Genomic DNA, 24,556 nt, shown 5'->3' on the forward strand with positions numbered 1-24,556 from the left:
TTTGAACGCGAGGTAACGCATGTCGAGTTTTCCACACGGATTTTTATGGGGCGGCGCTCTGGCCGCTAACCAGTCTGAAGGCGCTTATCTTGAAGGCGGCAAAGGGCTGACGACCGTAGATACTATTCCGCACGGCGCCCATCGCCTGGCGGTGAAGCTGGGTCAGGAGAAGCGCTTTACGCTTCGCGAAGACGAATTCTATCCAAGCCACGTAGCGATCGATTTTTACCATCGCTATAAAGAGGATATCGCCCTGATGGCGGAGATGGGGTTTAGCGTCTTCCGCACCTCTATCGCCTGGAGCCGCCTGTTTCCGCGCGGCGATGAACAACAGCCAAACCCGGAAGGTATCGCCTTCTATCGCGCGATGTTTGAAGAGTGCAGAAAGTACGGGATCGAACCGCTGGTCACCCTGTGCCACTTTGATGTACCGATGCATCTGGTAACGGAATATGGCTCCTGGCGTAACCGGAAGATGGTCGATTTTTTCAGCCACTATGCGCGCACCTGTTTTGAAGCTTTTGACGGTCTGGTGAAATACTGGCTCACCTTCAATGAAATCAACATTATGCTGCATAGCCCCTACTCCGGCGCCGGTCTGGTGTTTGAGGAGGGAGAAAATCAGGAACAGGTGAAATACCAGGCCGCACATCACGAGCTGGTGGCCAGCGCGCTGGCGACAAAAATAGCCCATCAGGTTAACCCGCAAAACCAGGTCGGCTGCATGCTGGCGGGCGGTAATTTCTACCCCTATTCCTGTAAGCCGGAAGATGTCTGGATGGCGTTGGAAAAAGATCGTGAAAACCTGTTCTTTATCGATGTGCAGGCACGCGGCGCGTATCCGGTGTGGGCCGCGCGGGTATTCCGCGAGAAAGGCGTCACTATTGCCAAACAGCCGGGCGACGACGAAATCCTCAAAAACACCGTTGATTTTGTCTCCTTTAGCTATTACGCCTCGCGCTGCGCGTCAGCGGAGATGAACGCCAGCAATACCAACGCCGCCAATATCGTCAAGTCGCTGAAGAATCCGTACATTGCGGCCAGCGAATGGGGCTGGGGCATCGATCCGCTCGGCCTGCGCATCACCATGAACATGATGTATGACCGCTATCAGAAACCGCTATTCCTCGTGGAAAACGGGCTCGGCGCGCGCGATGAAATTGACGCCAATGGCGAAATCAACGACGACTACCGCATTAGCTATCTGCGTGAGCATATCAAGGCGATGCGCGACGCCATCGATGACGGTATTCCGGTCATCGGCTATACCAGCTGGGGCTGTATCGATTTGGTCTCCGCCTCCACCGGCGAGATGAGCAAGCGCTACGGTTTTGTGTATGTCGATCGCGACGATGCCGGTAACGGCACGCTTGCGCGCAAGCGTAAGAAATCGTTCTGGTGGTATAAGAAGGTCATCGCCAGCAACGGGGCGGATCTGGAATAGCCGGTATTGCCGGGTGGCGGCTTACGCCTTACCCGGCCTACGGTCCGTACGGCCTGCCGTTATTTTATTCACCACGCTGGCTGAAACTGCCGGTGTTGGTGGCCTCAAAATCGCTGAGACGTTCCCGGCCTGCCGGGATAAGTCGAAGGAACCACGAAGTGGCGATTTTGGCGGCCAGAGCCCGGGAGTACAGAGGGCGGCGGCGACTGGCCGCCCTCTGTGCGCTCCCTGCGCCATGAGAGCCATAACGCAGAAAAAATATCGGGAGCGCAATGTGCTCTGAATTAACACAAAACACGTGTTTTTCCCGGACCCAAACGGTTGCAAAACGATAACAATATCAACGGTCCGTACCATTTATAGCCCGGCGAAGCATTAGCGCAAGCCGGGGAACGCCTGCTCCTCGGCCGCTTCCAGCGCGGCAAAACCGCCCTGCTCCTGCCAGCCATCAAGCCGCGCGTATACCGTCGCGACGGCGTCTTTCACAGGCTGAGTCATCGGGTAATAGAAACCGACTATATCGGGCTGAATGCCCACAAAAATCACCTCGCCAACATCCTCTTTTAACTGATCGATAAGATAGTTAAGCGGCATATTGTGGGTGGTCATCATAAACATGTCGGCGATATCGTCCGGGTCGACAATGCGGATTTCGCCGGGGTTGAGCCCCATATCGGTCGCATCGACGATCAGCAACCGGGTCGGGCGCAGCTCGCGGATGGCGACGATATCGTTTTCCGGCGCGCTGCCGCCGTCAATCACCACCCAGCCGCCGACCGGATTGGCCGCGCACATTTCCGCCAGCAGCGGGCCTGCGCCGTCATCGCCCATCATGCTGTTGCCGACACACAGTAAAACGTCAGTCACGTAGTCTCCTCACCATCAGATAGATGGCGCTTTCCTGGTGAATATCGTGCAGCATGCTGAGCAGGGTTTTACTCCACGCCTGCTGCTGCGGGGTTTGCGCGGACTGCGCTTTATCAAAGGCGTTAGCCAGCATCGCCACGTGATTACTGTCGATAACGATCTCGCCATACTTCGGCACGCCTTCCATTTTGCGCCGCGCGGCGCTGCCCGCTTCCAGCGTACCGATCCACGCCAGATAGTCCTCCCACGGGCAGCTTAACGCCGCCTCCAGGCAGTCAATGACGCCGAGGTGGTGGCCAATCGCCAGGCTGTAATAGACCACCTGCTGCGCCTGATCCGGCGTCGCGTCGTTCTCATCAATAAATTTACGGCTCAGCTGACTGAACACCACCGTCTCGCTCATCGGATACGCGCCCCCTCGACCACCTGATTCAGGTGCGTGACGATCTCGGTCAGACGCGGATCTTTCTCCGCTTCCAGCCAGCGCAGTACCTGGTTATCACCCTGCCCCAGTAGACGCATATAGTCGTCGGCGATCTGGCGGCCATAGCGATAGCCGGCCAGACGGCGCGCTTCGCGATCGATACGCACCCGCAGCGGCTGCACCATGTTGGGATGCAGCAATTCGGTTGGCTGGTCGTCAAGCTCGCCCGGCTGGCGGGCATGGATTTTTTGCTCCAGCAGACCAAGCGCCATCGCAAAACCGTACAGCGTGGCGGCAGGCGTCGGCGGACAGCCCGGAATATAGACATCGACCGGCACGATTTTGTCGGTGCCGCCCCATACGCAATACAGATCGTGGAAGATACCGCCGCTGTTGCCGCAGGCGCCGTAAGAGATGCAGATTTTCGGATCCGGCGCCGATTGCCAGGCACGCAGCGCCGGCGAACGCATCGCGCGGGTCACCGCGCCGGTAAACAGCAGAATATCGGCATGGCGCGGCGACGGCACTACTTTAATCCCGAAGCGTTCGGCATCGAAAAGCGGCGAAAGGGTGGCGAAAATCTCGATTTCGCAGCCGTTACAGCCGCCGCAGTCGACGCGGTAAACGTAGGCGGAACGTTTGATTTTTTTCAGCAGTGAGGCCTTCATGCTGGCGATGGATTCATCCACCGACATCGGCAGCGGAATGCCGTTTTCATCGCGCGGGCCTAATAAATTGCTCATCAGCTGGCCTCCCTCATGTGGCGAGTCAGTTCAATACGATCGGATGGCACCAGGCATTTCTGACGCTTGCATTCCGGGCAGGTCTCAAAACTTTCGCGGTGAAGTTCGGCGCGGGTATCGCCGTTGTGCTTAAGCAGCGCGATAGCGTAGTCGATCTCTTTTTGTACCGCGAAAGGCCGTTCGCAGACCCGACAGTGACAGATGGCAAAGCGCGACTGCTGGAGGAAATCCTCTTTTTTCCACACCGCCAGTTCATACTCCTGCGACAGCTTAATCGCCGCCGTCGGGCAAACTTCTTCACAGCGGCCGCAGAAAATGCAGCGCCCGAGGTTGAACTGCCACGCCAGCTGGTTAGTCGCCAGGTCGGTCTCTACCGTCAGGGCGTTAGACGGACAGGCATTCACGCAGGCCGCGCAGCCGATGCACTGCTGCGGATTGTGTTCCGGTTTGCCGCGGAAGTTTTTATCCACCGGCATAGGCTCCAGCGGATAGGAGTGGGTCGCGGTGCCGGTCTTGATGACTTTTTTGATAAAGGTAAACATGGCGATTCCTTATTTCAGCGGCGAGTTTTTACGCTCGATGCTGTAGCGCTCCAGCTCTTTGTACGGCACCACTTTGCTTTTCTTCTTACGTACATCGACCACCGTCATGCGGTCGGTACAGGAGTAGCAAGGGTCGAGGCTGCCAATAATCAGCGGCGCGTCGGAGACGGTGTTGCCGCGCAGCATATAGCGCAGGGTCGGCCAGTTGGCGTAGGTCGCCGCACGGCAGCGCCAGCGGTACAGTTTTTGGTTGTCGCCGGTCATGCTCCAGTGGATATCGTCGCCGCGCGGCGCTTCCGAGAAGCCCAGCGCGAAGCGGTGCGGAATATAGGTGAAGCCATCCACCATCAGCGGGCCGCCGGGCAGATTGTCGAGACCGAAATCAATCATATTCAGCGCGGTATAAACTTCGTTGATACGCACCTTGAGGCGGGAAATCACGTCGCAGCCCTGCTCGCTGTGAACTTCCATCGGCAGCAGACCGTAACCAACGAACGGGTGATCGGCGCGAGTATCGCGGGCGTGGCCGCTGGCGCGGACCATCGGGCCGACGTTACTGAAGTCGCGGGCGATTTCTGGATCCAGACGGCCAATACCGACGGTGCGCTGTTCCATGTTCGGCGTGCTGAGCAACATATCCACCAGCTCCTGCACATCGCGGCGCATCTGCTGCGCCAGCTGGCGGGTCTGGATCATGTCCTCTTTCAGCAGATCGCGGCGAATCCCGCCGATCAGGTTCATACCGTAGGTTTTACGCGCGCCGGTGAGGATCTCCGCCATCTTCATTGAGGTTTCGCGTACGCGGAAGAACTGCATAAAACCGGAGTCAAAACCGGTGAAGTGGCAGGCCAGGCCAAGGTTCAGCAGGTGCGAGTGCAGGCGTTCTACTTCCAGCAGAATGGCGCGGATCATCTGCGCGCGCTCCGGCACCACGATGCCCATCGCGTTTTCCACCGAGGTGGTATAGGCGGTACTGTGGGCGAAGCCGCAGATGCCGCATACCCGGTCCGACAGGAACGTCACTTCGTTGTAGCCCATGCGGGTTTCCGCCAGCTTTTCCATGCCGCGGTGGACATAGAACAGGCGGTAATCGGCGTCGATAATGTTCTCGCCGTCGACAAACAGACGGAAGTGTCCAGGCTCATCGGAGGTGACGTGCAGCGGGCCAATCGGCACCACGTTGTTTTTCTTACTGCCGAGCTCGTTAATGAACTCGTAGGTCTCCGCGTCGGTGGTCGGCGCCGGGCGCTGGCGGTAGTCCATGCTGTCTTTACGCAGCGGATAGAGTTCATCCGGCCAGTCATCCGGCAGCACCAGGCGGCGCTCGTCCGGCAAGCCCACCGGCACCAGACCGTACATATCGCGTACTTCGCGTTCACCCCATACCGCCGCCGGCACGCGCGGGGTCACCGACGGATATTCCGGTTTGTTAGCGTCGACTTCCACGCGCACGGTGATCCAGCATTTAGTGCCCTGCTCCATCGACAGCACGTAGTAAACCGCGTAGTGGCCGTTCAACTTACGTTCGTCGTTGCCGAACAGTACCGACAGCCAGCCCCCCTGCTTGTAGTACAGGAACTCGACCACTTCCGGCAGGTAGTTAACCTTCACGGTGACGGTAAGCTGATCTTTGGTCTGCCAGGCTTCATCCAGCACCACGCCAGGAAAGGCCTGGTGCAGCGCCGCAAGATAGTGTTGACCGATTTTTTCTTCAGACATGCTCAAATTCTCTTAATCACGCCACCAGCAAGGAGACGAAAGCTAAAAAGGCGAAACCAAACCCGGCCCAGGTAACGCGGGAGGTGGCACAAAAGCGCAGACGCGCCATGCTGTTTTCGAATAGCGCGATAATCAGCACCCCGAGCACCAGCTTGACGACGGCGACCACCAGCGCCAGCAGCAGGCCTGGCGCGCTAAAACTGGTCATCTGTCCCCACGGGATAAATACGCCGACGAACATCTGCAGTACCACCAGCTGTTTCAGGCTGATGCCCCACTTCAGCACCGCGAAACCGCTGCCGCTGTACTCGGAAAGCGGCCCTTCCTGCAGTTCCTGTTCGGCCTCGGCTAAATCGAACGGCAGCTTGCCCATTTCGATAAAGGTGGCGAAAGCGCAGGCGCACAGCGCCAGGATCAGCGGGATGCTGCGCGCGGCGGGCCAGTGGTAAACGGTATCGGTAATCGCGCTAATATGGGTGGAGCCGGCAACCTGCGCCGCGACCCACAGCCCAAGCAGCAGGATCGGTTCGACCAGCACACCGAGCATCGCTTCACGACTGCTGCCGATGGCGGTGAACGGACTGCCGGTATCCAGGCCGGAAATGGCGAAGAAGAAGCGGGCGATGGCGAACAGATAGATAAGCGTAATCAGGTCGCCCAGCCCCGGCAGCGGTGAATCTACGGTCACCACCGGCAGCGCGGCGGCGATGGTCAGCATCACGCCAACCATCACAAACGGCGTCAGGCGGAATACCCAGCCGGAAGCGTCCGGGCCCACGCTCTGGCGACCCAGCAGTTTCAGGATATCCCGATACTCCTGCAGTACCCCCGGCCCGCGGCGGTTATGCAGGCGCGCGCGGGCAACGCGGGTCAGGCCGGACAGCAGCGGCGCGACGGCAAACAGTACCAGCGCCTGTATTAATGCAACGAATAGGTTCACTCTCAGGCTCCTCGCGAAATCACAATCACCACCAGTACCGCCAGTTCGATCAGCGCCACGCCGCGCAGCAAGGCGGGCGCGGCGGCGTTCTGCCAGCCGGGCACCAGCCGTACCGGATTCAACCAGTGACGCAGCTTCAGCAGCGGCGCAAAGGCTTCTTTCACCGGCATGGCGAAGCCGTGGGCGGTGACCACCATCGCTTGTTCATGGTCGTAGCCGCAGACCCACGCCGCGCCGCGCGAGCGCGCCGGCAGGCGGTCGCCTTTGAAGAAGATCATCAACAGGAACGGCAGCAGCGGACAGGCAATCAGCAGAATGGCGATCAGCGGCTGCGACACGACGCTTGTGGCCTGCGCAGGAACCGGAATAACGTGGCCGACCAGCGGCAACAACCATGGTGCCGCCACGCCGCCGATGACGCAGCACGCGGCGGCAAGCACCACGCTTAAGGTCATCAGCCAGGGCGCGCAGGTGGCGTTTTCCGCCTCTTTACTGCGCGGCGCGCCGAGGAAGGTGACGCCGTAGACTTTGGCCATACACATCACCGCCAGCGCCCCGGTAATCGCCAGGCCAACCGCCAGCAGCGGCCCCAGCAGACGGCCGATAAACACCTCGCCGGTGCTCAGCTTGAAGAAGGATTGATAGATAACCCATTCGCCGGCAAAGCCGTTCAGCGGCGGCAGCGCGGCCATCGCCATCAGCCCCACCAGCATGGCGAGTGAAATCAGCGGCATTTTTTTACCGATGCCGCCCAGCTTCTCGATATCGCGATGCCCGGTACGGAACCACACCGCCCCCGCACCAAGGAACAGCGTGGTTTTGAACAGGCTGTGGTTGATCAGGTGGTACATGCCGCCGATAAAGCCCAGCACCATCAGCGCATTATTGCCGGTAGCAATACCGGTGACGAACGCGCCGAGGCCAAGCAGAATAATGCCGATGTTTTCCAGGGTGTGGTAAGCCAGCAGGCGCTGGATATTATGTTCCATCAGCGCGTACAGCCCGCCGATAAAGGCGGTAATCATCCCCAACACCAGCAGCAGCACGCCCCACCACAGCGGCGGCACGCTACCGGCCAGCGACACGGTCAAGATGCCGTACAGACCGACCTTCATCACCACCGTAGAAAACAGCGCGGCGGCCGGGGCGCTGGCGCCCGCATGCGCCTGCGGCGCCCAGCCGTGCAGCGGGATCACCCCGGCGAGCAGGGCAAAACCGAGCAGACCCGGCAGCCACAGCGCCATGTTCTGCGGCGCGCCAGCGGCCAACTGGCTAATCGCCGCCAGATCGAGAGTGCCGTAGAACGACCACACCAGCCAGCAGGTCCACGCCAGCAGCAGGGTACCGAGACGCCCCAGCGCAAACCACAGTTTGCCGGACTGCGCACAGCCGGTAAGGAACGCGGCGCACAGCGCCATGATTTCCGCCATCACCACCAGGCTGCCGAAGTTAGTCACCACCACCGCGCAGGTGGCGGCAGCCAGCAGCAGGTTAACCAGCAGGCCGTTGGATTTGACCTGCGGATGACGATGCCAGGAAATGTTAAACAGCGAAATCGGCAGCGCCGACAGGCCAATGGCCAACAGCCACAGAGCGTTAATCCCGCCCACCCGCATCGCCAGATGCAGATACTGCAGCATGCCGCCGTTGATCCGCTCCGGCGCGATCAGCGCCGAAAAGCCAGCGACGATTAACATCGCGCTGGCAACCGCGCCGCCGATCCCGGCAATCGCGCCGCTCAGCGGTTTACGCAGACTAAATAAAAACGCCAGCACCGCGCTGGCGGTATACCAGGCAACCGCCTGATTCACTAATGCAACCACGCTCATTTCACGCCCCCTTGTTGCGCCTGAAACAGCGACAAATCGCCGAGGTCGGTATTAAAGGTCAGTTCACGCTTACGCTTGCTGGACTTAGCTATGTCGCGAATATCCACCAGCACTAAGGCTTTGGTCGGACAGGTCCGCACGCACGCCGGGCCCTGCTCATCAAAGTGGCAGAGGTCGCATTTCACGGCGATAGCGCGAACGCCAGGCACCCAATCGAGCAGCGAGCTGACGCGGGCCGGAGCCGGCGGCGCGGCGGGCGCCATCGGCGTGTTAGCGTTGGCGGGAATATCCAACGGGCGGCTGCCGGAGAATTCAATCGCGCCGAACGGGCAGGCGATGCCGCACAGTTTGCAGCTCACGCACAGGCTTTCATTCAGCTGTACCGCGCCGTCAACGCGAGTAATGGCGTTGACCGGGCACACCGCGGCGCAGGGCGCGTCTTCGCAGTGGTGGCACATCTGCGGCGCAGACTCTTTTTCATTACGCATGACCTGCAGGCGCGGCATACTTTGCAGGCCATACTGGCGGTGCGTCTCGGAACAGGCGGCTTCGCAGGTGCGGCAGCCGATACAGACGCTGGAATCAGCAATTACAAAACGGTTCACCGGGTCATCCTCGGGTGAAAGTCACTTTTGACGAAATCAGGCCGCGCAGGTGTCGGTTTCGACACTTGTCGACACTTCATAATTAATGGACCTGCGCCAGATGGTTTAAATCCACCGGCTGATCACGCTCCATGGCCTCATACAGGCGGTCATATACGGTGGCGATGATCGCCAGGTAGTGTTCCAGCACCGCTTCGCGGGAACGGTTACTGATGCGACCGTCAATTACGCCTTCCGCATCCAGCGTCGCCTGGGCGATCAGCCGTTTGTCATCGCCATTTTTGCTTTCTACGTAGTATTCGATGGTGTGGCTGTTAAAGCCTTCCGCCAGCGCGACATATACCTGAAAGTGGCCGAACAGCACGAAGCACAGCTCTTTGTCCGGCGCGCAGCTCATCGCGTGATGCAGACGCGCTTTCGACAGGGTGATGCCCTGAACCAGCGAGTTGCAGTAGGTGTGCCACTGCTCCTGATGCTGGCGGTGACGATCGGCGATGTAGTCCGCCTTTTCACTTAATTCCCAAATTGTCATCCCGGATCCTCCCGTTACATGAGATGCACCGGTTAAGCATTTTCCATGCCAAAATTTATTTATTTGAATTTAAAGGAATTATTAAAAACTCGCGCGCCATCACGACATGTCGATGACAGCCGCACGTCGTCGTCATCGACAGTTCCCCCGCCGTTTATGGTCTCCTGGCATCGTTATTGCATATAGCCGCCATAGTATTAACGGAGGCCAACATGCACGAAATCACGCTAAGCCAGCGGGCGCTGGAAATCATTGAGCAACAGGCGCGGCAAAACGGCGCGCGCCGGGTCACCGGCGTGTGGCTGAAGGTTGGCGCGTTTTCCTGCGTGGAGGCCAGCGCCCTCACCTTCTGTTTTGAACTGGTGTGCCGCGGCACGCTGGCGGAAGGCTGCGCGCTGCACATTGCCGAGCAACAGGCCGAATGCTGGTGTGAACGCTGTCAGCAGTATGTGCATCTTGTCTCTCAGCACGTCCGCCGCTGCCCGCACTGCGATAACGACCAGTTGCAGATCGTGGCGGATGATGGCTTACAGATTCAGCGTTTAGAATTGGAGTAAAAGATTATGTGTACGACATGCGGCTGCGGAGAAGGCAACCTTTATATCGAAGGCGATGAACATAACCCGCACTCGGCGTTTCGCAGCGCCCCCTTCGCCCCCGCCCCGCGCCAGACCATGACCATCACCGGCGTGAAAACCGATAACTTCTCCCCGACCCGCAGCGCGCAAGGCGATCTGCATTACGGCCACGGCGAAGCGGGTACCCACGCGCCGGGCCAGAGCCAACGGCGGATGCTGGAAGTCGAAATCGACGTTCTGGATAAAAACAACCGCCTGGCGGCGCGCAACCGCGCGCGCTTCGCGGCGAATAACCAACTGGTGCTAAATCTGGTCTCCAGTCCCGGCTCCGGTAAAACCACCCTGCTCACCGAAACCCTGACCCGCCTGAAAGGCATCGTCGACTGCGCGGTCATTGAAGGCGATCAGCAGACGGTCAACGATGCCGCGCGCATCCGCGCCACCGGCACGCCGGCGATTCAGGTCAATACCGGCAAGGGCTGCCATCTCGATGCGCAAATGATTACCGACGCCTCTGCGCGCCTGCCGGCTGGCGATAACGGCATTCTGTTTATCGAAAACGTCGGTAACCTGGTCTGCCCGGCCAGCTTCGATCTTGGCGAACGCCATAAAGTGGCGGTGCTGTCGGTCACCGAAGGAGAAGATAAACCGCTGAAGTATCCGCATATGTTTGCCGCCGCCAGCCTGATGCTGCTCAACAAAGTCGACCTGCTGCCGTACCTCAACTTTGACGTCGAGAAGTGCCTAGCCTGCGCGCGTGAAGTGAACCCTCATATCGAGATTATTTTGCTCTCCGCCACCAGCGGCGAAGGCATGGACCAGTGGCTTAACTGGCTGGAGACGCAGCGATGTGCATAGGCATTCCGGGGCAAATTCGCACGATTGACGGCGTGATGGCGAAGGTTGAAGTGTGCGGCATCCAGCGCGAAGTCGATCTGACGCTGGTCGGCGCCGTCGATGAACAGGGCCAGCCGCGCATCGGCCAGTGGGTGCTGGTCCACGTTGGGTTCGCCATGAGCGTGATTAACGAAGCCGAAGCGCGCGATACCCTCGAGGCGCTGCAAAACATGTTCGAGGTGGAACCGGACGTCGGCGCGCTGCTATACGGCGAGGAGCGATAATGCGTTTTGTTGATGAATACCGCGCGCCGGAGCAGGTGCTGCAGCTGGTCGAACATCTGCAGCAGCGCGCCCGGCTGCTGGACTACAGTGAAGCCCGCCCGCTGCGGATGATGGAGGTCTGCGGCGGCCATACCCACGCCATCTTCAAATTCGGCCTCGACCAGCTATTACCGAACAATATTGAATTTATTCACGGCCCCGGCTGCCCGGTGTGCGTCCTGCCGATGGGCCGCATTGATGCGTGTATCGAGATAGCCAGCCGTCCGGGGGTGATTTTCTGCACCTTTGGCGATGCGATGCGCGTGCCGGGAAAAAACGGGTCGCTGCTGCAGGCGAAGAGTCGCGGCGCCGATGTGCGAATCGTTTACTCGCCGATGGACGCCCTGCGGCTGGCGCAGCAGAATCCGCAGCGCGAGGTGGTGTTTTTCGGTCTCGGTTTCGAAACCACCATGCCCGCCACCGCGCTGACGCTGCGTCAGGCCCGCGAGCGCAACGTCGGCAACTTCTACTTTTTCTGTCAGCACATCACCTTGCTGCCAACGCTGCGCAGCCTGCTGGACCAGCCGGACAATGGTATCGATGCGTTTCTCGCCCCCGGCCACGTCAGTATGGTGATTGGCACCGACGCCTACGGTTTCATCGCCAGCGACTATCATCGGCCATTAGTCGTTGCTGGATTTGAACCAGTTGATCTACTGCAAGGCGTGATCATGCTGGTTGAGCAGAAAATAGCGCAGCGCAGTCAGGTAGAGAATCAGTACCGTCGCGTGGTGCCGGATGCCGGTAACGCGCTGGCGCAGGCGGCAATCGCCGAAGTCTTTTGCCTGAGCGGCGATAGCGAATGGCGCGGCCTGGGGACGATCAACGATTCCGGCGTTTGCCTGACGCCAGATTATCAACGCTTTGACGCCGAGGCCCATTTCCGCCCGGCGCCGCAGCGGGTTTGCGACGACCCGCGCGCCCGCTGCGGTGAAGTGCTGACCGGGCGTTGTAAACCACACCAGTGTCCGCTGTTTGGCCGCGTCTGCAACCCGCAGAGCGCCTTTGGCGCGCTGATGGTCTCTTCAGAGGGCGCCTGCGCCGCCTGGTATCAATATCGCAGTCAGGAAAATAAAGCATGAAAAGCATTCAGTTAGCTCACGGTAGCGGCGGTCAGGCGATGCAGCAACTCATTGGCGAGCTGTTTATGCAGGCCTTCGCCAACCCCTGGCTGGCCGAACAGGAAGATCAGGCGCGTTTAGATCTCGCCGGGCTTGCCGCCCAGGGCGATCGGCTGGCCTTCTCAACGGACAGCTACGTTATTGACCCACTGTTTTTCCCCGGCGGCGATATCGGCAAGCTGGCGGTCTGCGGCACCGCCAACGACGTGGCGGTCAGCGGCGCCGTGCCACGCTATCTCTCCTGCGGGTTTATCCTCGAAGAGGGGCTGGAGATGGCGACGCTGGAAGCGGTGGTGCGCAGCATGGCAACTACCGCTCAGCAGGCCGGGATTGCCATTGTGACCGGCGATACCAAAGTGGTGCCGCGCGGCGCGGCAGATAAAATATTCATCAATACCGCCGGTATTGGCGCCATCCCCGGCGATATTCACTGGGGAGCGCAGCAGATTAGCGCCGGCGATGTGCTGCTGGTCAGCGGCACGCTCGGCGATCACGGCGCCACCATTCTTAACCTGCGCGAACAGCTGGGGCTGGACGGCGCGTTATCCAGCGACTGCGCGGTGCTGACGCCGCTTATCCAGACCCTGCGCGAGATTCCGGGCATTAAAGCGCTACGCGACGCCACCCGCGGCGGCGTCAACGCGGTGGCGCACGAGTTCGCCGCCGCCAGCGGCTGCGGTATCGAGCTGCATGAAGCGAAGCTGCCGGTCAACGATACGGTGCGCGGCGTCTGCGAACTGCTGGGGCTGGACGCCCTGAATTTCGCCAACGAAGGTAAACTGGTGATTGCCGTCGCCAGAGAAGCCGCGCCGCGCGTACTTGAGCATTTACGGTCTCACCCGCTCGGGCAGAATGCCGCGATAATTGGCGACGTTGTCGAGCGCGCCGGCGTGCGCTCTGTCGGGTTATATGGTGTTAAACGTACACTCGATCTTCCCCACGCCGAGCCGCTGCCAAGAATTTGCTAACCACTGAACAGGCCTGGAAGGTGGCAGTCGCCATATCAGGGCGACCTCAACAACGGCAACAATTGTTTTATTAACAGACTATTATTTGATTCATCTCTTTATTCTGCGCCGCGCTGCGGCGCTTTTTGGACTTAAGCAATGTCGTATACACCAATGGGCGATCTCGGGCAGCAGGGTCTGTTTGATATCACCCGTATTTTATTACAGCAGCCCGATCTGGCCGCGCTGAGCGAAACGCTAACCCGTCTGGTGCAGCAATCCGCGCTTGCCGACCGGGCGGCGATTATCTTGTGGAACCACGGCAACCATCGCGCCGCCAGGTACGCCTGCGACGACGCCGGGCAGCCGGCAAGCTACGAAGATGAAACCGTACTGGCGCACGGCCCGGTACGCCGCCTGCTGTCGCGCCCCGACGCGCTACATTGCGACAACGTGACCTTCGCCGAAACCTGGCCGCAGCTGGCCGCCAGCGGCATTTACCCGGAATTCGGCTACTACTGCCTGCTGCCGCTGGCGGCGGAAGGCCGCATCTTCGGCGGTTGTGAGTTCATCCGCGACGACAACCGGCCATGGAGCGAAAAAGAGTACCAGCGCCTGCATACTTTCGCGCAGATTGTCGCCGTCGTGACCGAGCAGATCCAAAGCCGGGTCAGCAACAACGTCGATTACGACCTGCTGTGCCACGAGCGCGATAACTTCCGCATCCTGGTGGCCATCACCAACGCCGTCCTGTCGCGCCTCGATATTGACGAGCTGGTCAGCGAGGTGGCGAAAGAGATCCACCGCTATTTCCGCATCGACGCCATCAGCGTGGTGCTGCGCAGCAACCGCAAAGGCAAGCTTAACATCTACTCTACCCACTATCTCGACGCCAGCCATCCGGTCCACGACCAAAGCGAAGTCGATGAAGCCGGCACGCTAACCGAGCGGGTGTTTAAGAGCAAAGAGATGCTGTTACTCAATCTGCATGAGCACGACTCGCTGGCGCCGTATGAGAAAATGCTCTTCGAGATGTGGGATAACCAGATCCAGACCCTGTGCCTGTTGCCGCTCATGTCCGGCAATACGCTGCTCGGGGTACTTAAGCTGGCGCAGTGCGATGAACAAGTATTTACCACCACCAACCTTAAACTGCTGCGGCAAATCGCCGAGCGCGTATCGATAGCTATCGATAATGCCCTCGCCTACCGCGAGATCCAGCGTCTGAAAGAACGGCTGGTGGATGAAAACCTGGCGCTCACTGAACAGCTCAACAACGTCGAAAGCGAGTTCGGCGAAATCATCGGTCGCAGCGAAGCGATGCACAGCGTGCTTAAACAGGTGGAGATGGTGGCGCAGAGCGACAGTACGGTGCTGATCCTCGGTGAAACCGGCACCGGTAAGGAACTGATTGCCCGCGCTATTCATAACCTGAGCGGGCGCAACGGCCGGCGGATGGTGAAAATGAACTGCGCGGCGATGCCCGCGGGCCTGCTGGAAAGCGATCTGTTCGGCCACGAGCGCGGCGCTTTTACCGGCGCCAGCGCCCAGCGCATCGGCCGTTTCGAACTAGCGGACAAAAGCTCGCTGTTCCTCGATGAGGTCGGCGATATGCCGCTGGAACTGCAGCCGAAGCTGCTGCGCGTTCTCCAGGAGCAGGAATTCGAACGTCTGGGCAGCAATAAACTGATTCAGACCGATGTACGGCTGATAGCCGCCACCAACCGCGATCTCAAACAGATGGTTATCGATCGTGAATTCCGCAGCGATCTTTACTATCGGCTCAATGTGTTCCCGATCCACCTGCCGCCGCTGCGCGAACGCCCGGACGATATTCCACTGCTGGTGAAAGCATTCACTTTCAAAATCGCCCGCCGTCTGGGGCGCAACATCGACAGTATTCCCGCGGAGACCCTGCGCACGCTTTCGCGCATGGAGTGGCCGGGCAACGTGCGCGAGCTGGAAAACGTCGTCGAGCGCGCGGTGTTGTTGACCCGCGGCAACGTACTGCAACTGTCGCTGCCGGAAATGCATATTGAACAGGAGACGCTGGCGCCGGAAGTGCTGCCGGAGGAAGGCGAAGATGAATATCAGCTGATCGTCCGGGTACTGAAAGAGAGCAACGGCGTGGTGGCCGGGCCAAAAGGCGCCGCCCAGCGCCTGGGGCTCAAGCGCACGACGCTGCTGTCGCGCATGAAGCGTTTAGGCATTAATAAGGATCGGTTAGTCTAGCCCGGCGATATGTCTCTCATAGCGTGGGGATTCTCCCGGAGGCGGCGCATTGCGCCTTCTCCGGGCTACCAAATCGCGCGGGACCGTAGGTCGGATAAGCGTAGCGCCATCCGACAAAATAACGGCGCGAGCAATCGAATACCGGGCCGCCCCTGAGTTAATCCCCTTCACAATCCCTTCTCAGCCTAATCATTACCCCAACATCTAAATAAGAATTATTTTCATTTATAAATAGCTTGTGCTATATAACATAGCAAAGGCTATAAACGATGATTAATTAATCGCAATACCGTGAGGGATCCTATGCCGCATCTGCCGCCGTTCAAGTGCCTGTTGTTCTCCGCCGCATTAGCGCTGCTTGCCATCGCCCCCGCTCAGGCGCAAGAAAAATTTAAAGTCATTACCACCTTCACCGTGATCGCCGATATGGCGCAGAACGTTGCCGGCGACGCCGCAGACGTCAGCTCAATCACCAAGCCGGGCGCGGAAATTCACGAATATCAGCCGACGCCGGGCGATATCAAACGCGCGCAGGGGGCGAAGCTTATTCTCGCCAACGGTCTCAACCTCGAACTGTGGTTCGCCCGTTTTTATCAGCACCTGAACGGCGTACCGGAAGTGGTGGTCAGCAACGGTATCCAGCCGATGGGCATCAGCGATGGCCCCTACAACGGCAAACCTAATCCGCACGCGTGGATGTCGGCGGATAATGCGCTGATCTACGTCGATAACATTCGCGATGCGCTGGTGAAATACGATCCCGTCAATGCCGACACCTATCGCCGTAACGCCGAGGCCTACAAAGAGAAGATCCGCCAGACCATGGCGCCGCTGAAGGCCGAACTGGCGAAACTGCCGGCGGACAAACGCTGGCTGGTCACCAGCGAAGGCGCATTCTCCTATCTGGCGCGCGATAACGGCCTGCAGGAGCGTTATCTGTGGCCGATTAACGCCGACCAGCAGGGCACGCCGCAGCAGGTGCGTAAAACCATCGACACCATGAAGAAGGAGCATATCCCGACCATCTTCAGTGAAAGCACCATCTCCGACAAACCGGCGCGACAGGTCGCCCGTGAAGCCGGCGCCCACTATGGCGGCGTACTGTATGTTGACTCACTGAGCGCCGCCGACGGCCCGGTGCCGACCTATCTTGACCTGCTGCGCGTCACCACCGAAACCATCGTCAAAGGGATCAACGATGGCCTGAGGAAACAGTCATGATTGCGCCACAAGCGGGACTTATCGTCGACCAGGTCACGGTGACCTATCGCAACGGCCACACCGCCCTGCGCGATGCCTCGTTCAGCGTACCGCGCGGATCGATTGCCGCGCTGGTGGGGGTCAACGGCTCCGGTAAATCCACGTTGTTCAAAGCGCTGATGGGCTTCGTGCGCGTCGGCCACGGCGATATCGCCATTCTCGGCCAGCCGGTCAACCGCGCGCTTCGGCAAAATCTTGTTGCCTACGTACCGCAATCGGAAGAGGTGGACTGGTCTTTTCCGGTGCTGGTGGAAGATGTAGTGATGATGGGCCGCTATGGTCACATGGGCTGGCTGCGGCGGGCGAAGCCCCGCGACCGGCAGATTGTCGATGACGCGCTGGCCCGCGTAGGGATGAGCGAATACCGCAAAAGGCAAATTGGCGAGCTCTCCGGCGGGCAGAAAAAGCGCGTGTTCCTCGCCCGCGCCATTGCTCAGGAAGGCAAAGTGATCCTGCTCGATGAGCCGTTTACCGGCGTCGATGTGCAGACCGAGGCGCGGATCATTGCCTTGCTGCGAGAACTGCGCGACGAAGGCTGTACCATGCTGGTTTCTACCCATAACCTCGGTTCAGTCAGCGAATTTTGCGATTATACGGTGATGGTGAAAGGCACCGTGCTGGCCAGCGGCCCGACGGAGACCACCTTCACCGCCGAGAACCTGGAGCTGGCCTTCAGCGGCGTATTGCGCCACGTCACGCTCACCGGCGCGGAAGAGCGCATTATTACCGACGATGAGCGGCCGTTTATCAGCCATCGCGCGGCGGGGGGCCAACGATGAGCTGGCTGCTGGAGCCGTTTGGCTATCAATACATGCTCAACGCGATGTGGGTCTCGGCATTAGTCGGCGGCGTCTGCGCCTTTCTCTCCTGCTACCTGATGCTCAAAGGCTGGTCGCTGATTGGCGACGCCCTCTCCCACTCGATCGTTCCCGGCGTCGCCGGCGCTTATATGCTCGGCCTGCCCTTTGCGCTCGGCGCGTTTCTCTCCGGCGGCCTGGCGGCAGGCAGCATGCTGTTTCTTAACCAGCGTTCGCGGCTTAAAGAGGACGCCATCATCGGGCTGATTTTCTCCTCGTTTTTCGGCATCGGTCTGTTTATGGTGTCGCTGAATCCGACCTCGGTGAACATTCAAACTATTATTCTCGGCAATATTCTCGCCATCGCTCCGGAGGATATTATCCAGCTGGCGGCGATTGGCTTTATTTCAATGGCGATCCTGTTGCTGAAGTGGAAAGACCTGATGGTCACCTTCTTCGATGAGAACCACGCCCGCTCGATTGGCCTTAACACCAGCGGCCTGAAGCTGCTGTTCTTCACTCTGTTGGCTGCCTGCACCGTGGCGGCGCTGCAAACCGTCGGCGCGTTTCTGGTCATCTGTCTGGTCGTGACGCCCGGCGCCACCGCCTGGCTGTTAACCGACCGCTTCCCGCGTCTGCTGGCCATTGCCGTCGCTATCGGCAGCCTGACCAGCTTCTTCGGCGCATGGCTGAGCTACTACCTTGATGGCGCCACCGGCGGCATCATCGTGGTGGCGCAGACGCTGCTGTTCTTAGCTACCTTTGTCTTCGCGCCGAAGCACGGCCTGCTGGCCAACCGCCGCCGCGCCAGGGAGGCCTCATGCTAACGATGCTCCTTGAACCATTACAGTTCCCGTTTATGGTCAACGCGATGCTGGTGGCGACGATCGTCGCCGTCCCCTGCGCGCTGCTGTCGGTATTTCTGGTGTTAAAAGGCTGGGCGCTGATGGGTGATGCCATGAGCCACGCGGTGTTTCCCGGCGTGGTGGTGGCCTACATTATCGGTATCCCCTTCGCCATCGGCGCGTTTATTGCCGGCTTATTCTGCGCCGTCGCCACCGGTTTTCTCGACGATAACAGCCGCATCAAGCGCGATACCATTATGGGGATCGTCTTCTCGGGGATGTTCGGCGCCGGGCTGGTGCTGTACGTGGCGATTCAATCCGAGGTCCATCTCGACCATATTCTGTTTGGCGATATGCTGGGGATATCCACCAGCGATATCGGGCAAACGGCGGTGATTGCGCTGGCGATTGCGCTGATTATCGGGCTAAAGTGGCGCGATTTTTTACTGCACGCCTTTGATCCGAACCAGGCCAAAGCCAGCGGCCTGCGCTGCGGGCTGCTGCATTATGGTCTGCTGTGCATGATCGCGCTGACTATCGTCGCGACGTTAAAGTCGGTGGGGATTATTCTGTCGATTTCGCTGCTGATAGCACCCGGCGCTATCGCCCTGCTGCTGACGCGGCGCTTTGTCAGCGCATTATTGCTGGCAACGGTAATCGCCGTGGGCTGTTCGCTGGCGGGCGTCTGGCTGTCGTTTTATCTCGATAGCGCCCCGGCGCCAACCATCGTGGTGCTATTTACCGCGCTGTTCGTGCTGGCCTTTGTCGCCAGTACGGTCCGTGACGGTCAGAAACAGAGGGCGTCAGCAACGCTCCCCGGTGGCGGTTAACGCCAGCGCGAGCAGGGAGAATTGTCGGATGGCGCTACGCTTATCCGACCTACAGTCCGTGCGGCCTGCCTTTAATTTATTCACCATGCAGACCGAAACTGCCGGTGTTGGTGGCCTCAAAATCGCTGAGACGTTCCCGGAAGGCCGGGGCAGCCCGCATGGATGCGGGCTGAGGGCCGTGACTTGCAGGGACGCAGCCTCGGCCCGACCCGAAGCCTGTAGGGATAAGTCGAAGGAACCACGAAGTGGCGATTTTGGCGGCCAAAGCCCGGGAGTACAGAGGGCGGCGGCGACTGGCCGCCCTCTGTGCGCTCCCTGCGCCACGGAAAACATATTGCATAAAAATCAAACGGGAGCGCAATATCCTCTGAAGCGACACTCGATAAACGTTTTTCTCAAGCGAAAAAGTTGCAAACCGATAGCAGTATCTACGATCCTTCAACCGCAATCCCCGGTGCCGACGAAGCGCAGCGCAAACCGTGGAAAGGCCGCTATTTTTTCGGCCGGTATTTTTCCGGCAGCTCCGGCGCCGGTCGCCTGTCGTCAATCAGGTGACGAATGGTCAGAATCGGGTGGCGCCAGAGCATCCGCGGCCCGGCCCAGCGCATGATCCGCTTCATCTCTTCTCGCTTCGCCGGCTGATAGCAGTGTACCGGACACTGTTTACAGGCCGGCTTCTCTTCGCCAAATACGCACTTATCCAGCCGCTTGTCGGCGTAAGCGTTAAGCGCCAGGTAATGTTCGCCGTCGTTGCGCGCATCCGGGCAGCGGCGCTGATAAAGCCTGATCATATTGCCGATAGTCTTCTTTTCGCGATCGATGCGTTTGCCCATGTCACAGCCTCAAGCCAATAAGATGCATTGATTATACACCTTTGTATCTGTCAGGGCATCTCACTGCTTCAGATGCTGGATTAACTGCAGCGCGGCTCCGGATAACACGCCAAAATGGCTCCAGGCATAGAAATCTCGGACAAACACGCTGCCCTTCGCCTCCAGCGGGCGCAACAATCCAAGCTTCTCTTCCAGTCGATAGACGGGAGCAGGCATTGACGTTAAAAGATCGCTCTCAGCAATAAAGGATTTTATCGCCGCGGATGAAGCGCACTCGATAATAGGAACCGGACAGGGTAACTGATGCGAGCGAAAAATATCTTCAAGGATAAGCATCGGCGTGCTTAATGGCGGCGGCATGATCCACGGATAGTCGAGCATCGCCGCAAGCGACAGACGTTTTTCTTTTTGCAGCGGATGGCCTGGCCTTGAAATGATACAAATACGGTCCTGCCAGTTAATTTTTCCACGAACCACGATTTTATCGTCATGCGGTAAAGGCCCGCAGAGGGCGATATCTATTTCATGCATCAGCAGCAGCTTAAACAACTCTGAGTCAATGCGGTCGAATATTTTGATGTGTATCTGGGGATGGCGTTTATGAAAGGCGGCTAATTTATCAATAAAATGGCTGGTTAACAGACTGGATACGCAGCCGATTCTCAAAATCCCCTTGCCCGCCCCACGGATCAGCGCCATTTCCTCTCTGGCTTTGTTCTCCGTGTTCAACATTGTCATGGCATAGGGTAAAAACGCGCTGCCATACTCGCTTAACGCCATTCCATGCTTATGTCGTTCAAATAAGGTGGCATTCAGATCCTCCTCCAGGGTCAGCAATAATCGGCTGAGCCCGGATTGCGTAATCCCCATTTTCTCCGCAGCCAGGGTTAAATTTCCTTCGCTGGCGACGGTAAGAAAGGCTTGTATCTGTTTAATTTTCATAGCCATGACAATTACTCATTGAACGAATTATTTTTACATTTCCCTGACGCTTCTTTTTGCGTCAAGAATGCAGTAAGCAACGAAAAAAATGAATAGTGCAACAGCGGCGCATTTCCGTGGGAAACCCTCTCAATATTTATAGATCAACACCCTGACCCTAACGATAATTTATAATGAGAATAAATCACTATGACACAGAACAACATTCTATTAATCCTCGGCGCTATTTTACCCGTTATCATTACCGTTCTCATTGGCTATATCAGCGGTAAACGCAAAGACTTCAACTGGCAGCAGGCTGGTGATATTAATAAAATTGTGATGCTGTATGCTTTACCGCTGAGTATTTTCAGTAATATGGTCATGACGCCGCGGCATATCGTGATGAGCATGGGGCCGGTCGCTATCGCCATTATCCTGGCGCTAATTCCGAGTTTCCTTATTCCCTTAGCTATCGCCCGTTATATCTGTAAACGCTCCCTGGCGCTCAGTACCCTACAGGCTCTGGCCATCGGCTCGCCGGCCGTTCCCTTCATTGGCACCTCGGTACTGGCTTTTTTATTCGGCACCGTCAGCGCCTCACTCATTACTGTTTCCAGTATTACGCAAAATGTCTTCCAGCTCCCGCTGGTGATGATTCTGATGTCCGTTGCAACGGGGGATAAAAGCCAGAATATCTCTTTTGCCACGCGGGTCATCAACGCCATCAAGCAGCCGGTGGTATGGTCGCCGGTTGTCGCGCTGATATTAGTATTAATGGATATTCATATTCCAGAAACCGTATCAATGTCGCTAGGTCTGCTGGGTAAGGCCTCCGGCGGACTGGCGCTGTTTGCCGCAGGTATCGTGCTCTATACTCGCAGCATTGTCATCACCTCTGCCACCATTATTACCGTCATCGCCCGTAATATTCTGGTGCCCGGCGCCTGCTACCTCATTTTGTTAAAAATGGGTTTCAGCATGGAGCAAATAAAACAAGTGGTATTAACGATGGCGATTCCTGTGGGCTCGATCGCCATTATTATTGCTATGCAATATAAGTCCGGCGAGCAAGAAATGGCCTCGACCATGGCGCTAAGTATTATTACTTCCATCATTACGATGGGCGCATTTATTTTCCTGACCTTTTAATCACGGCGATAACATCGCGTTAATCCGGAGAGAATATGACTTCTATCACTGTATCGGCCGCTGAATTATTACTGCACCGGCTTCAGGCCCTCGACGTGGCCTATATTTTTATTAATTCGGGTACCGATTATCCCCCGGTTATTGAAGCGTGGGCCAAAATGCGTGCTACGGGACAACAGGTACCGGAGCTGGTGATATGTCCCCACGAGAACGCCGCTATTGGCATGGCCCATGGCTATTATCTCGGGAGCGGGAAAGTGCAGGCCGTCATGGTTCACACTAACGTAGGCCTGGCCAATGCCGCCTGCGGCGTCATCAATCTGGCCAACAGCAATATTCCGGTACTGATTTTTGGCGGACGTACGCCAATTAGCGAGCATTCACACTTTGGTTGTCGCAACACGCCGATTGGCTACGGCCAGGAGATGCGCGATCAGGCGGCGCTCATTCGCGAGTCGGTGAAATGGGACTTTGAATTACGCATTGCCGATCAGATCGGCGAGCATGTTGACAGAGCATGGGCGATAGCCCGTTCATTGCCAAAGGGGCCGGTGTATTTGAGCCTGCCGCGCGAGCCGCTATGCGAAACGTTCACGATCGATGAACAAGCGCTTCATGCCTCCCCCACCCAGCAGCCGGTACGCTACGCGCCAACGCGGGCGGATATTGCCAGCGCCGCCGATGCGATAGCCAATGCCAGACAGCCGGTCATCTTCGCCCAGCGCGGCGCAAGAACGTCTGGTGGCTTTGCGCGGCTCAATACCCTGGTTAAGGAGTGGGCTATTCCGGTGGTGGAATACTGGGGCACTGAAGTCACCCTTAGCAGCGACAATCCTATGCTGGCCGGCAGCGATCCCGAAGGCTGGCTTTCTGCCGCCGACGTCATCATCGTTATCGACTCACAGGCCCCGTGGATCATCGAAGAAAGCCGCTGCAACGACAGCTGTAAGGTGATCCAGATCGGCCCCGATCCGCTTTTTTCCCGCTACCCCGTCCGCGGTTATCGCGCCGATATTAACCTGGCCGGAGAAACCGACGAGGTATTCGAACTTTTACAAGAGGCGCTCCAGCCGCTTGTGGCGGCGAAGCAACGGCAGGTGGCTGAACGTGAAAAACATGTGCTTAACCTGATTCAACACGCGAAGAACCAACGTGAAGCCCTCCTCCACGCCAACCAAAAAGGGGCGATTGGCAAACCTTGGATGAGTTACTGTCTGGGTCAGCTTGCCAATCAACATCAGGGGAAGATCGTCTCTGAACTGACAACAATGCCGCAGTTTGCCGGCCTGACTCAGGCGGACAGTTATTATCAGGAAGCGCTGGCGGGCGGTCTGGGTGAAGCGTTGCCCATCGCCTTAGGGCTGCAGCTCGCCCGGCGGGGTGAGCTTATCATCGCCGCCGTTGGCGACGGCTCCTATCTCTTTGCCAATCCGGCGGTGTGTCATCACATCGCGGAAGTGATGAAGCTTCCCGTGCTGGTGGTGGTCGGCAACAATGGCGGCTGGGGAGCGGTGGCGGGCGGCACCCGGGCGCTCTATCCCGACGGCTATGCTGCTAAAATGGACGCGATCCCGGCCACCGCGTTCTCGTCGTCGCCAGATTTCGCCGCGCTCGCCGCCTCCAGCCGCGCGGCTGCGCTGACGGTTTCGCTGGCGGAAGATCTCCCCGGGGTACTGGAAGAGGCGGTCGCTATTATTCGCACTCGCCGACAAAGCGTACTGGTCAACGTTGAACTAGGACGTTAATCGCAGCCAGCCGTTTTAGATCTGCTTCCCGGCATTATCCACGTGCCCCAGCGCTTTTTCCGGGAAGCAGACGTCCCTCACCCGCCGTTTCAGTTCAGCCGCATCCGGAAAACCGCCGTCCTGCTTACGCTCCCAGATTTGTACCCCGTCAACGGTTACCACAAAAATGCCGCCGGTACCGGGCACCAGCGTGACCGAAGCGATATCGGTACTAAAGGTATGCAGCAGCTCCTGGGCCATCCAGCTGGCGCGCAGCATCCAGTTGCATTGGGAACAGTAGTGAATGGTAATCATCGCTTTATGGCTCATGTTGGCTTGCTCCCCTCCGCACGAATGTAAACAAAATTCAGAATAGATGATTATTTTGTTGCAAACGATAATACCTATCATTACCATTCGCAATTACTAAATCAGGAATACCACTGTCCGCCAGGGAAAACACGGACCAACCTGCACTCTGGAAGTAACGCGTGAGCCGATACTAATAATT

The 24,556-nt window shown here is 58.3% G+C and carries 25 protein-coding genes; 13 read left to right on the forward strand and 12 right to left on the reverse strand.

The window, feature by feature from the left end:
• Positions 1-19: 19 nt before the first annotated feature.
• Positions 20-1,444, forward strand: a complete 1,425-nt coding sequence (locus EAE_RS01705; protein WP_015703258.1) for a 6-phospho-beta-glucosidase — start codon at positions 20-22, stop codon at positions 1,442-1,444.
• Between the two features lie 375 nt (positions 1,445-1,819).
• On the opposite strand, the gene hycI is transcribed toward EAE_RS01705, so the two are convergent.
• From hycI to hycA, 9 genes are all read right to left on the reverse strand, one after another.
• Positions 1,820-2,311 carry a hydrogenase maturation peptidase HycI gene (gene hycI, locus EAE_RS01710; RefSeq protein ID WP_015370032.1) on the reverse strand — a complete coding sequence of 164 codons (492 nt, stop codon included), beginning with the start codon at positions 2,309-2,311 and terminating at the stop codon, positions 1,820-1,822.
• Complete coding sequence (locus EAE_RS01715) at positions 2,304-2,714, reverse strand: formate hydrogenlyase maturation HycH family protein (protein ID WP_015370031.1); 411 nt, start codon at positions 2,712-2,714, stop codon at positions 2,304-2,306. Before EAE_RS01715 ends, hycI begins: the two co-directional genes overlap by 8 nt.
• Positions 2,711-3,478, reverse strand: coding sequence for an NADH-quinone oxidoreductase subunit B family protein (locus EAE_RS01720; protein ID WP_015703259.1), 768 nt, complete (start codon positions 3,476-3,478; stop codon positions 2,711-2,713). Before EAE_RS01720 ends, EAE_RS01715 begins: the two co-directional genes overlap by 4 nt.
• Positions 3,478-4,020: a formate hydrogenlyase complex iron-sulfur subunit gene (locus tag EAE_RS01725; RefSeq protein WP_015370029.1), complete on the reverse strand. Its 543-nt coding sequence runs from the start codon at positions 4,018-4,020 to the stop codon at positions 3,478-3,480. Before EAE_RS01725 ends, EAE_RS01720 begins: the two co-directional genes overlap by 1 nt.
• A gap of 9 nt (positions 4,021-4,029) precedes the next feature.
• Positions 4,030-5,739 carry a formate hydrogenlyase subunit HycE gene (gene hycE, locus EAE_RS01730; protein ID WP_015370028.1) on the reverse strand — a complete coding sequence of 570 codons (1,710 nt, stop codon included), beginning with the start codon at positions 5,737-5,739 and terminating at the stop codon, positions 4,030-4,032.
• Positions 5,740-5,755: 16 nt separating this feature from the next.
• Positions 5,756-6,679, reverse strand: a complete 924-nt coding sequence (locus EAE_RS01735) for a respiratory chain complex I subunit 1 family protein (protein WP_015703260.1) — start codon at positions 6,677-6,679, stop codon at positions 5,756-5,758.
• 2 nt (positions 6,680-6,681) lie between these two features.
• Positions 6,682-8,508, reverse strand: coding sequence for a formate hydrogenlyase subunit 3 (gene hycC / locus EAE_RS01740; RefSeq protein ID WP_015703261.1), 1,827 nt, complete (start codon positions 8,506-8,508; stop codon positions 6,682-6,684).
• Positions 8,505-9,113 carry a 4Fe-4S dicluster domain-containing protein gene (locus tag EAE_RS01745; protein ID WP_015370025.1) on the reverse strand — a complete coding sequence of 203 codons (609 nt, stop codon included), beginning with the start codon at positions 9,111-9,113 and terminating at the stop codon, positions 8,505-8,507. Before EAE_RS01745 ends, hycC begins: the two co-directional genes overlap by 4 nt.
• 82 nt (positions 9,114-9,195) lie before the next feature.
• Complete coding sequence (hycA, locus tag EAE_RS01750; RefSeq protein ID WP_015703262.1) at positions 9,196-9,645, reverse strand: formate hydrogenlyase regulator HycA; 450 nt, start codon at positions 9,643-9,645, stop codon at positions 9,196-9,198.
• 212 nt (positions 9,646-9,857) lie between these two features.
• Here hycA and hypA point away from each other — a divergent pair, with 212 nt between their 5' ends.
• The 10 genes from hypA (at position 9,858) to EAE_RS01800 (ending at position 19,415) form a co-directional block, all read left to right on the forward strand.
• The gene (hypA, locus tag EAE_RS01755) at positions 9,858-10,202 is read left to right on the forward strand and encodes a hydrogenase maturation nickel metallochaperone HypA (protein WP_015370023.1); all 345 of its coding nucleotides are present in this window, start codon (positions 9,858-9,860) and stop codon (positions 10,200-10,202) included.
• A 6-nt stretch (positions 10,203-10,208) separates the two neighbouring features.
• The gene (hypB, locus tag EAE_RS01760; protein WP_015703263.1) at positions 10,209-11,081 is read left to right on the forward strand and encodes a hydrogenase nickel incorporation protein HypB; all 873 of its coding nucleotides are present in this window, start codon (positions 10,209-10,211) and stop codon (positions 11,079-11,081) included.
• A complete protein-coding gene (locus EAE_RS01765; protein ID WP_015703264.1) occupies positions 11,072-11,344 on the forward strand; it encodes a HypC/HybG/HupF family hydrogenase formation chaperone in 273 nt (90 codons plus the stop codon). Before hypB ends, EAE_RS01765 begins: the two co-directional genes overlap by 10 nt.
• Positions 11,344-12,465 (forward strand): hydrogenase formation protein HypD, encoded by a 1,122-nt coding sequence (gene hypD, locus EAE_RS01770; protein WP_015703265.1) that lies wholly within the window; start codon positions 11,344-11,346, stop codon positions 12,463-12,465. The genes EAE_RS01765 and hypD overlap by 1 nt, the downstream gene beginning before the upstream one ends.
• The gene (gene hypE, locus EAE_RS01775; RefSeq protein ID WP_015703266.1) at positions 12,462-13,472 is read left to right on the forward strand and encodes a hydrogenase expression/formation protein HypE; all 1,011 of its coding nucleotides are present in this window, start codon (positions 12,462-12,464) and stop codon (positions 13,470-13,472) included. The genes hypD and hypE overlap by 4 nt, the downstream gene beginning before the upstream one ends.
• Positions 13,473-13,610: 138 nt before the next feature.
• Positions 13,611-15,683, forward strand: a complete 2,073-nt coding sequence (gene flhA / locus EAE_RS01780; protein ID WP_015703267.1) for a formate hydrogenlyase transcriptional activator FlhA — start codon at positions 13,611-13,613, stop codon at positions 15,681-15,683.
• 303 nt (positions 15,684-15,986) lie between these two features.
• Positions 15,987-16,904, forward strand: coding sequence for a metal ABC transporter substrate-binding protein (locus tag EAE_RS01785; protein WP_015703268.1), 918 nt, complete (start codon positions 15,987-15,989; stop codon positions 16,902-16,904).
• Positions 16,901-17,722, forward strand: a complete 822-nt coding sequence (locus EAE_RS01790; RefSeq protein ID WP_015703269.1) for a manganese/iron ABC transporter ATP-binding protein — start codon at positions 16,901-16,903, stop codon at positions 17,720-17,722. The genes EAE_RS01785 and EAE_RS01790 overlap by 4 nt, the downstream gene beginning before the upstream one ends.
• Complete coding sequence (gene sitC / locus EAE_RS01795; RefSeq protein ID WP_015370015.1) at positions 17,719-18,567, forward strand: iron/manganese ABC transporter permease subunit SitC; 849 nt, start codon at positions 17,719-17,721, stop codon at positions 18,565-18,567. The genes EAE_RS01790 and sitC overlap by 4 nt, the downstream gene beginning before the upstream one ends.
• Positions 18,561-19,415, forward strand: coding sequence for a metal ABC transporter permease (locus EAE_RS01800; protein ID WP_015703270.1), 855 nt, complete (start codon positions 18,561-18,563; stop codon positions 19,413-19,415). The genes sitC and EAE_RS01800 overlap by 7 nt, the downstream gene beginning before the upstream one ends.
• A 491-nt stretch (positions 19,416-19,906) precedes the next feature.
• On the opposite strand, the gene EAE_RS01805 is transcribed toward EAE_RS01800, so the two are convergent.
• Together EAE_RS01805 and EAE_RS01810 are read right to left on the reverse strand one after the other, a co-directional pair.
• Positions 19,907-20,248, reverse strand: a complete 342-nt coding sequence (locus EAE_RS01805) for a nitrous oxide-stimulated promoter family protein (RefSeq protein ID WP_015703271.1) — start codon at positions 20,246-20,248, stop codon at positions 19,907-19,909.
• Between the two features lie 60 nt (positions 20,249-20,308).
• The gene (locus EAE_RS01810; RefSeq protein ID WP_015703272.1) at positions 20,309-21,196 is read right to left on the reverse strand and encodes a LysR family transcriptional regulator; all 888 of its coding nucleotides are present in this window, start codon (positions 21,194-21,196) and stop codon (positions 20,309-20,311) included.
• A 183-nt stretch (positions 21,197-21,379) separates the two neighbouring features.
• On the opposite strand from EAE_RS01810, the gene EAE_RS01815 reads away from it, so the two are divergent.
• On the forward strand, positions 21,380-22,321 hold the full coding sequence (locus EAE_RS01815) for an AEC family transporter (RefSeq protein ID WP_015703273.1): 942 nt from the start codon (positions 21,380-21,382) through the stop codon (positions 22,319-22,321).
• A 35-nt stretch (positions 22,322-22,356) separates the two neighbouring features.
• The gene (locus EAE_RS01820; RefSeq protein WP_015703274.1) at positions 22,357-24,066 is read left to right on the forward strand and encodes a thiamine pyrophosphate-requiring protein; all 1,710 of its coding nucleotides are present in this window, start codon (positions 22,357-22,359) and stop codon (positions 24,064-24,066) included.
• 15 nt (positions 24,067-24,081) lie between these two features.
• Here the strand turns inward: EAE_RS01820 and EAE_RS01825 are convergent, their stop codons facing one another.
• Positions 24,082-24,375: an Rdx family protein gene (locus EAE_RS01825; protein WP_015703275.1), complete on the reverse strand. Its 294-nt coding sequence runs from the start codon at positions 24,373-24,375 to the stop codon at positions 24,082-24,084.
• Between the last annotated feature and the right edge of the window lie 181 nt (positions 24,376-24,556).

Source organism: Klebsiella aerogenes KCTC 2190, from assembly GCF_000215745.1.
GTDB lineage: Bacteria > Pseudomonadota > Gammaproteobacteria > Enterobacterales > Enterobacteriaceae > Klebsiella > Klebsiella aerogenes.

Excerpts from the sequence above, each read along its gene's own strand:
- sitC (WP_015370015.1), top strand. The coding sequence starts at position 17,719 with ATGAGCTGGCTGCTGGAGCCGTTTGGCTATCAATACATGCTCAACGCG.
- EAE_RS01800 (WP_015703270.1), top strand. The coding sequence starts at position 18,561 with ATGCTAACGATGCTCCTTGAACCATTACAGTTCCCGTTTATGGTCAAC.
- EAE_RS01785 (WP_015703268.1), top strand. The coding sequence starts at position 15,987 with ATGCCGCATCTGCCGCCGTTCAAGTGCCTGTTGTTCTCCGCCGCATTA.
- hycA (WP_015703262.1), bottom strand. The coding sequence starts at position 9,645 with ATGACAATTTGGGAATTAAGTGAAAAGGCGGACTACATCGCCGATCGT.
- hypD (WP_015703265.1), top strand. The coding sequence starts at position 11,344 with ATGCGTTTTGTTGATGAATACCGCGCGCCGGAGCAGGTGCTGCAGCTG.
- hycC (WP_015703261.1), bottom strand. The coding sequence starts at position 8,508 with ATGAGCGTGGTTGCATTAGTGAATCAGGCGGTTGCCTGGTATACCGCC.
- EAE_RS01705 (WP_015703258.1), top strand. The coding sequence starts at position 20 with ATGTCGAGTTTTCCACACGGATTTTTATGGGGCGGCGCTCTGGCCGCT.
- EAE_RS01810 (WP_015703272.1), bottom strand. The coding sequence starts at position 21,196 with ATGGCTATGAAAATTAAACAGATACAAGCCTTTCTTACCGTCGCCAGC.
- EAE_RS01715 (WP_015370031.1), bottom strand. The coding sequence starts at position 2,714 with ATGAGCGAGACGGTGGTGTTCAGTCAGCTGAGCCGTAAATTTATTGAT.
- hypE (WP_015703266.1), top strand. The coding sequence starts at position 12,462 with ATGAAAAGCATTCAGTTAGCTCACGGTAGCGGCGGTCAGGCGATGCAG.
- EAE_RS01720 (WP_015703259.1), bottom strand. The coding sequence starts at position 3,478 with ATGAGCAATTTATTAGGCCCGCGCGATGAAAACGGCATTCCGCTGCCG.
- EAE_RS01725 (WP_015370029.1), bottom strand. The coding sequence starts at position 4,020 with ATGTTTACCTTTATCAAAAAAGTCATCAAGACCGGCACCGCGACCCAC.
- hypA (WP_015370023.1), top strand. The coding sequence starts at position 9,858 with ATGCACGAAATCACGCTAAGCCAGCGGGCGCTGGAAATCATTGAGCAA.
- EAE_RS01815 (WP_015703273.1), top strand. The coding sequence starts at position 21,380 with ATGACACAGAACAACATTCTATTAATCCTCGGCGCTATTTTACCCGTT.
- EAE_RS01820 (WP_015703274.1), top strand. The coding sequence starts at position 22,357 with ATGACTTCTATCACTGTATCGGCCGCTGAATTATTACTGCACCGGCTT.
- flhA (WP_015703267.1), top strand. The coding sequence starts at position 13,611 with ATGTCGTATACACCAATGGGCGATCTCGGGCAGCAGGGTCTGTTTGAT.
- EAE_RS01805 (WP_015703271.1), bottom strand. The coding sequence starts at position 20,248 with ATGGGCAAACGCATCGATCGCGAAAAGAAGACTATCGGCAATATGATC.
- hypB (WP_015703263.1), top strand. The coding sequence starts at position 10,209 with ATGTGTACGACATGCGGCTGCGGAGAAGGCAACCTTTATATCGAAGGC.
- EAE_RS01825 (WP_015703275.1), bottom strand. The coding sequence starts at position 24,375 with ATGAGCCATAAAGCGATGATTACCATTCACTACTGTTCCCAATGCAAC.
- hycE (WP_015370028.1), bottom strand. The coding sequence starts at position 5,739 with ATGTCTGAAGAAAAAATCGGTCAACACTATCTTGCGGCGCTGCACCAG.
- EAE_RS01765 (WP_015703264.1), top strand. The coding sequence starts at position 11,072 with ATGTGCATAGGCATTCCGGGGCAAATTCGCACGATTGACGGCGTGATG.
- EAE_RS01790 (WP_015703269.1), top strand. The coding sequence starts at position 16,901 with ATGATTGCGCCACAAGCGGGACTTATCGTCGACCAGGTCACGGTGACC.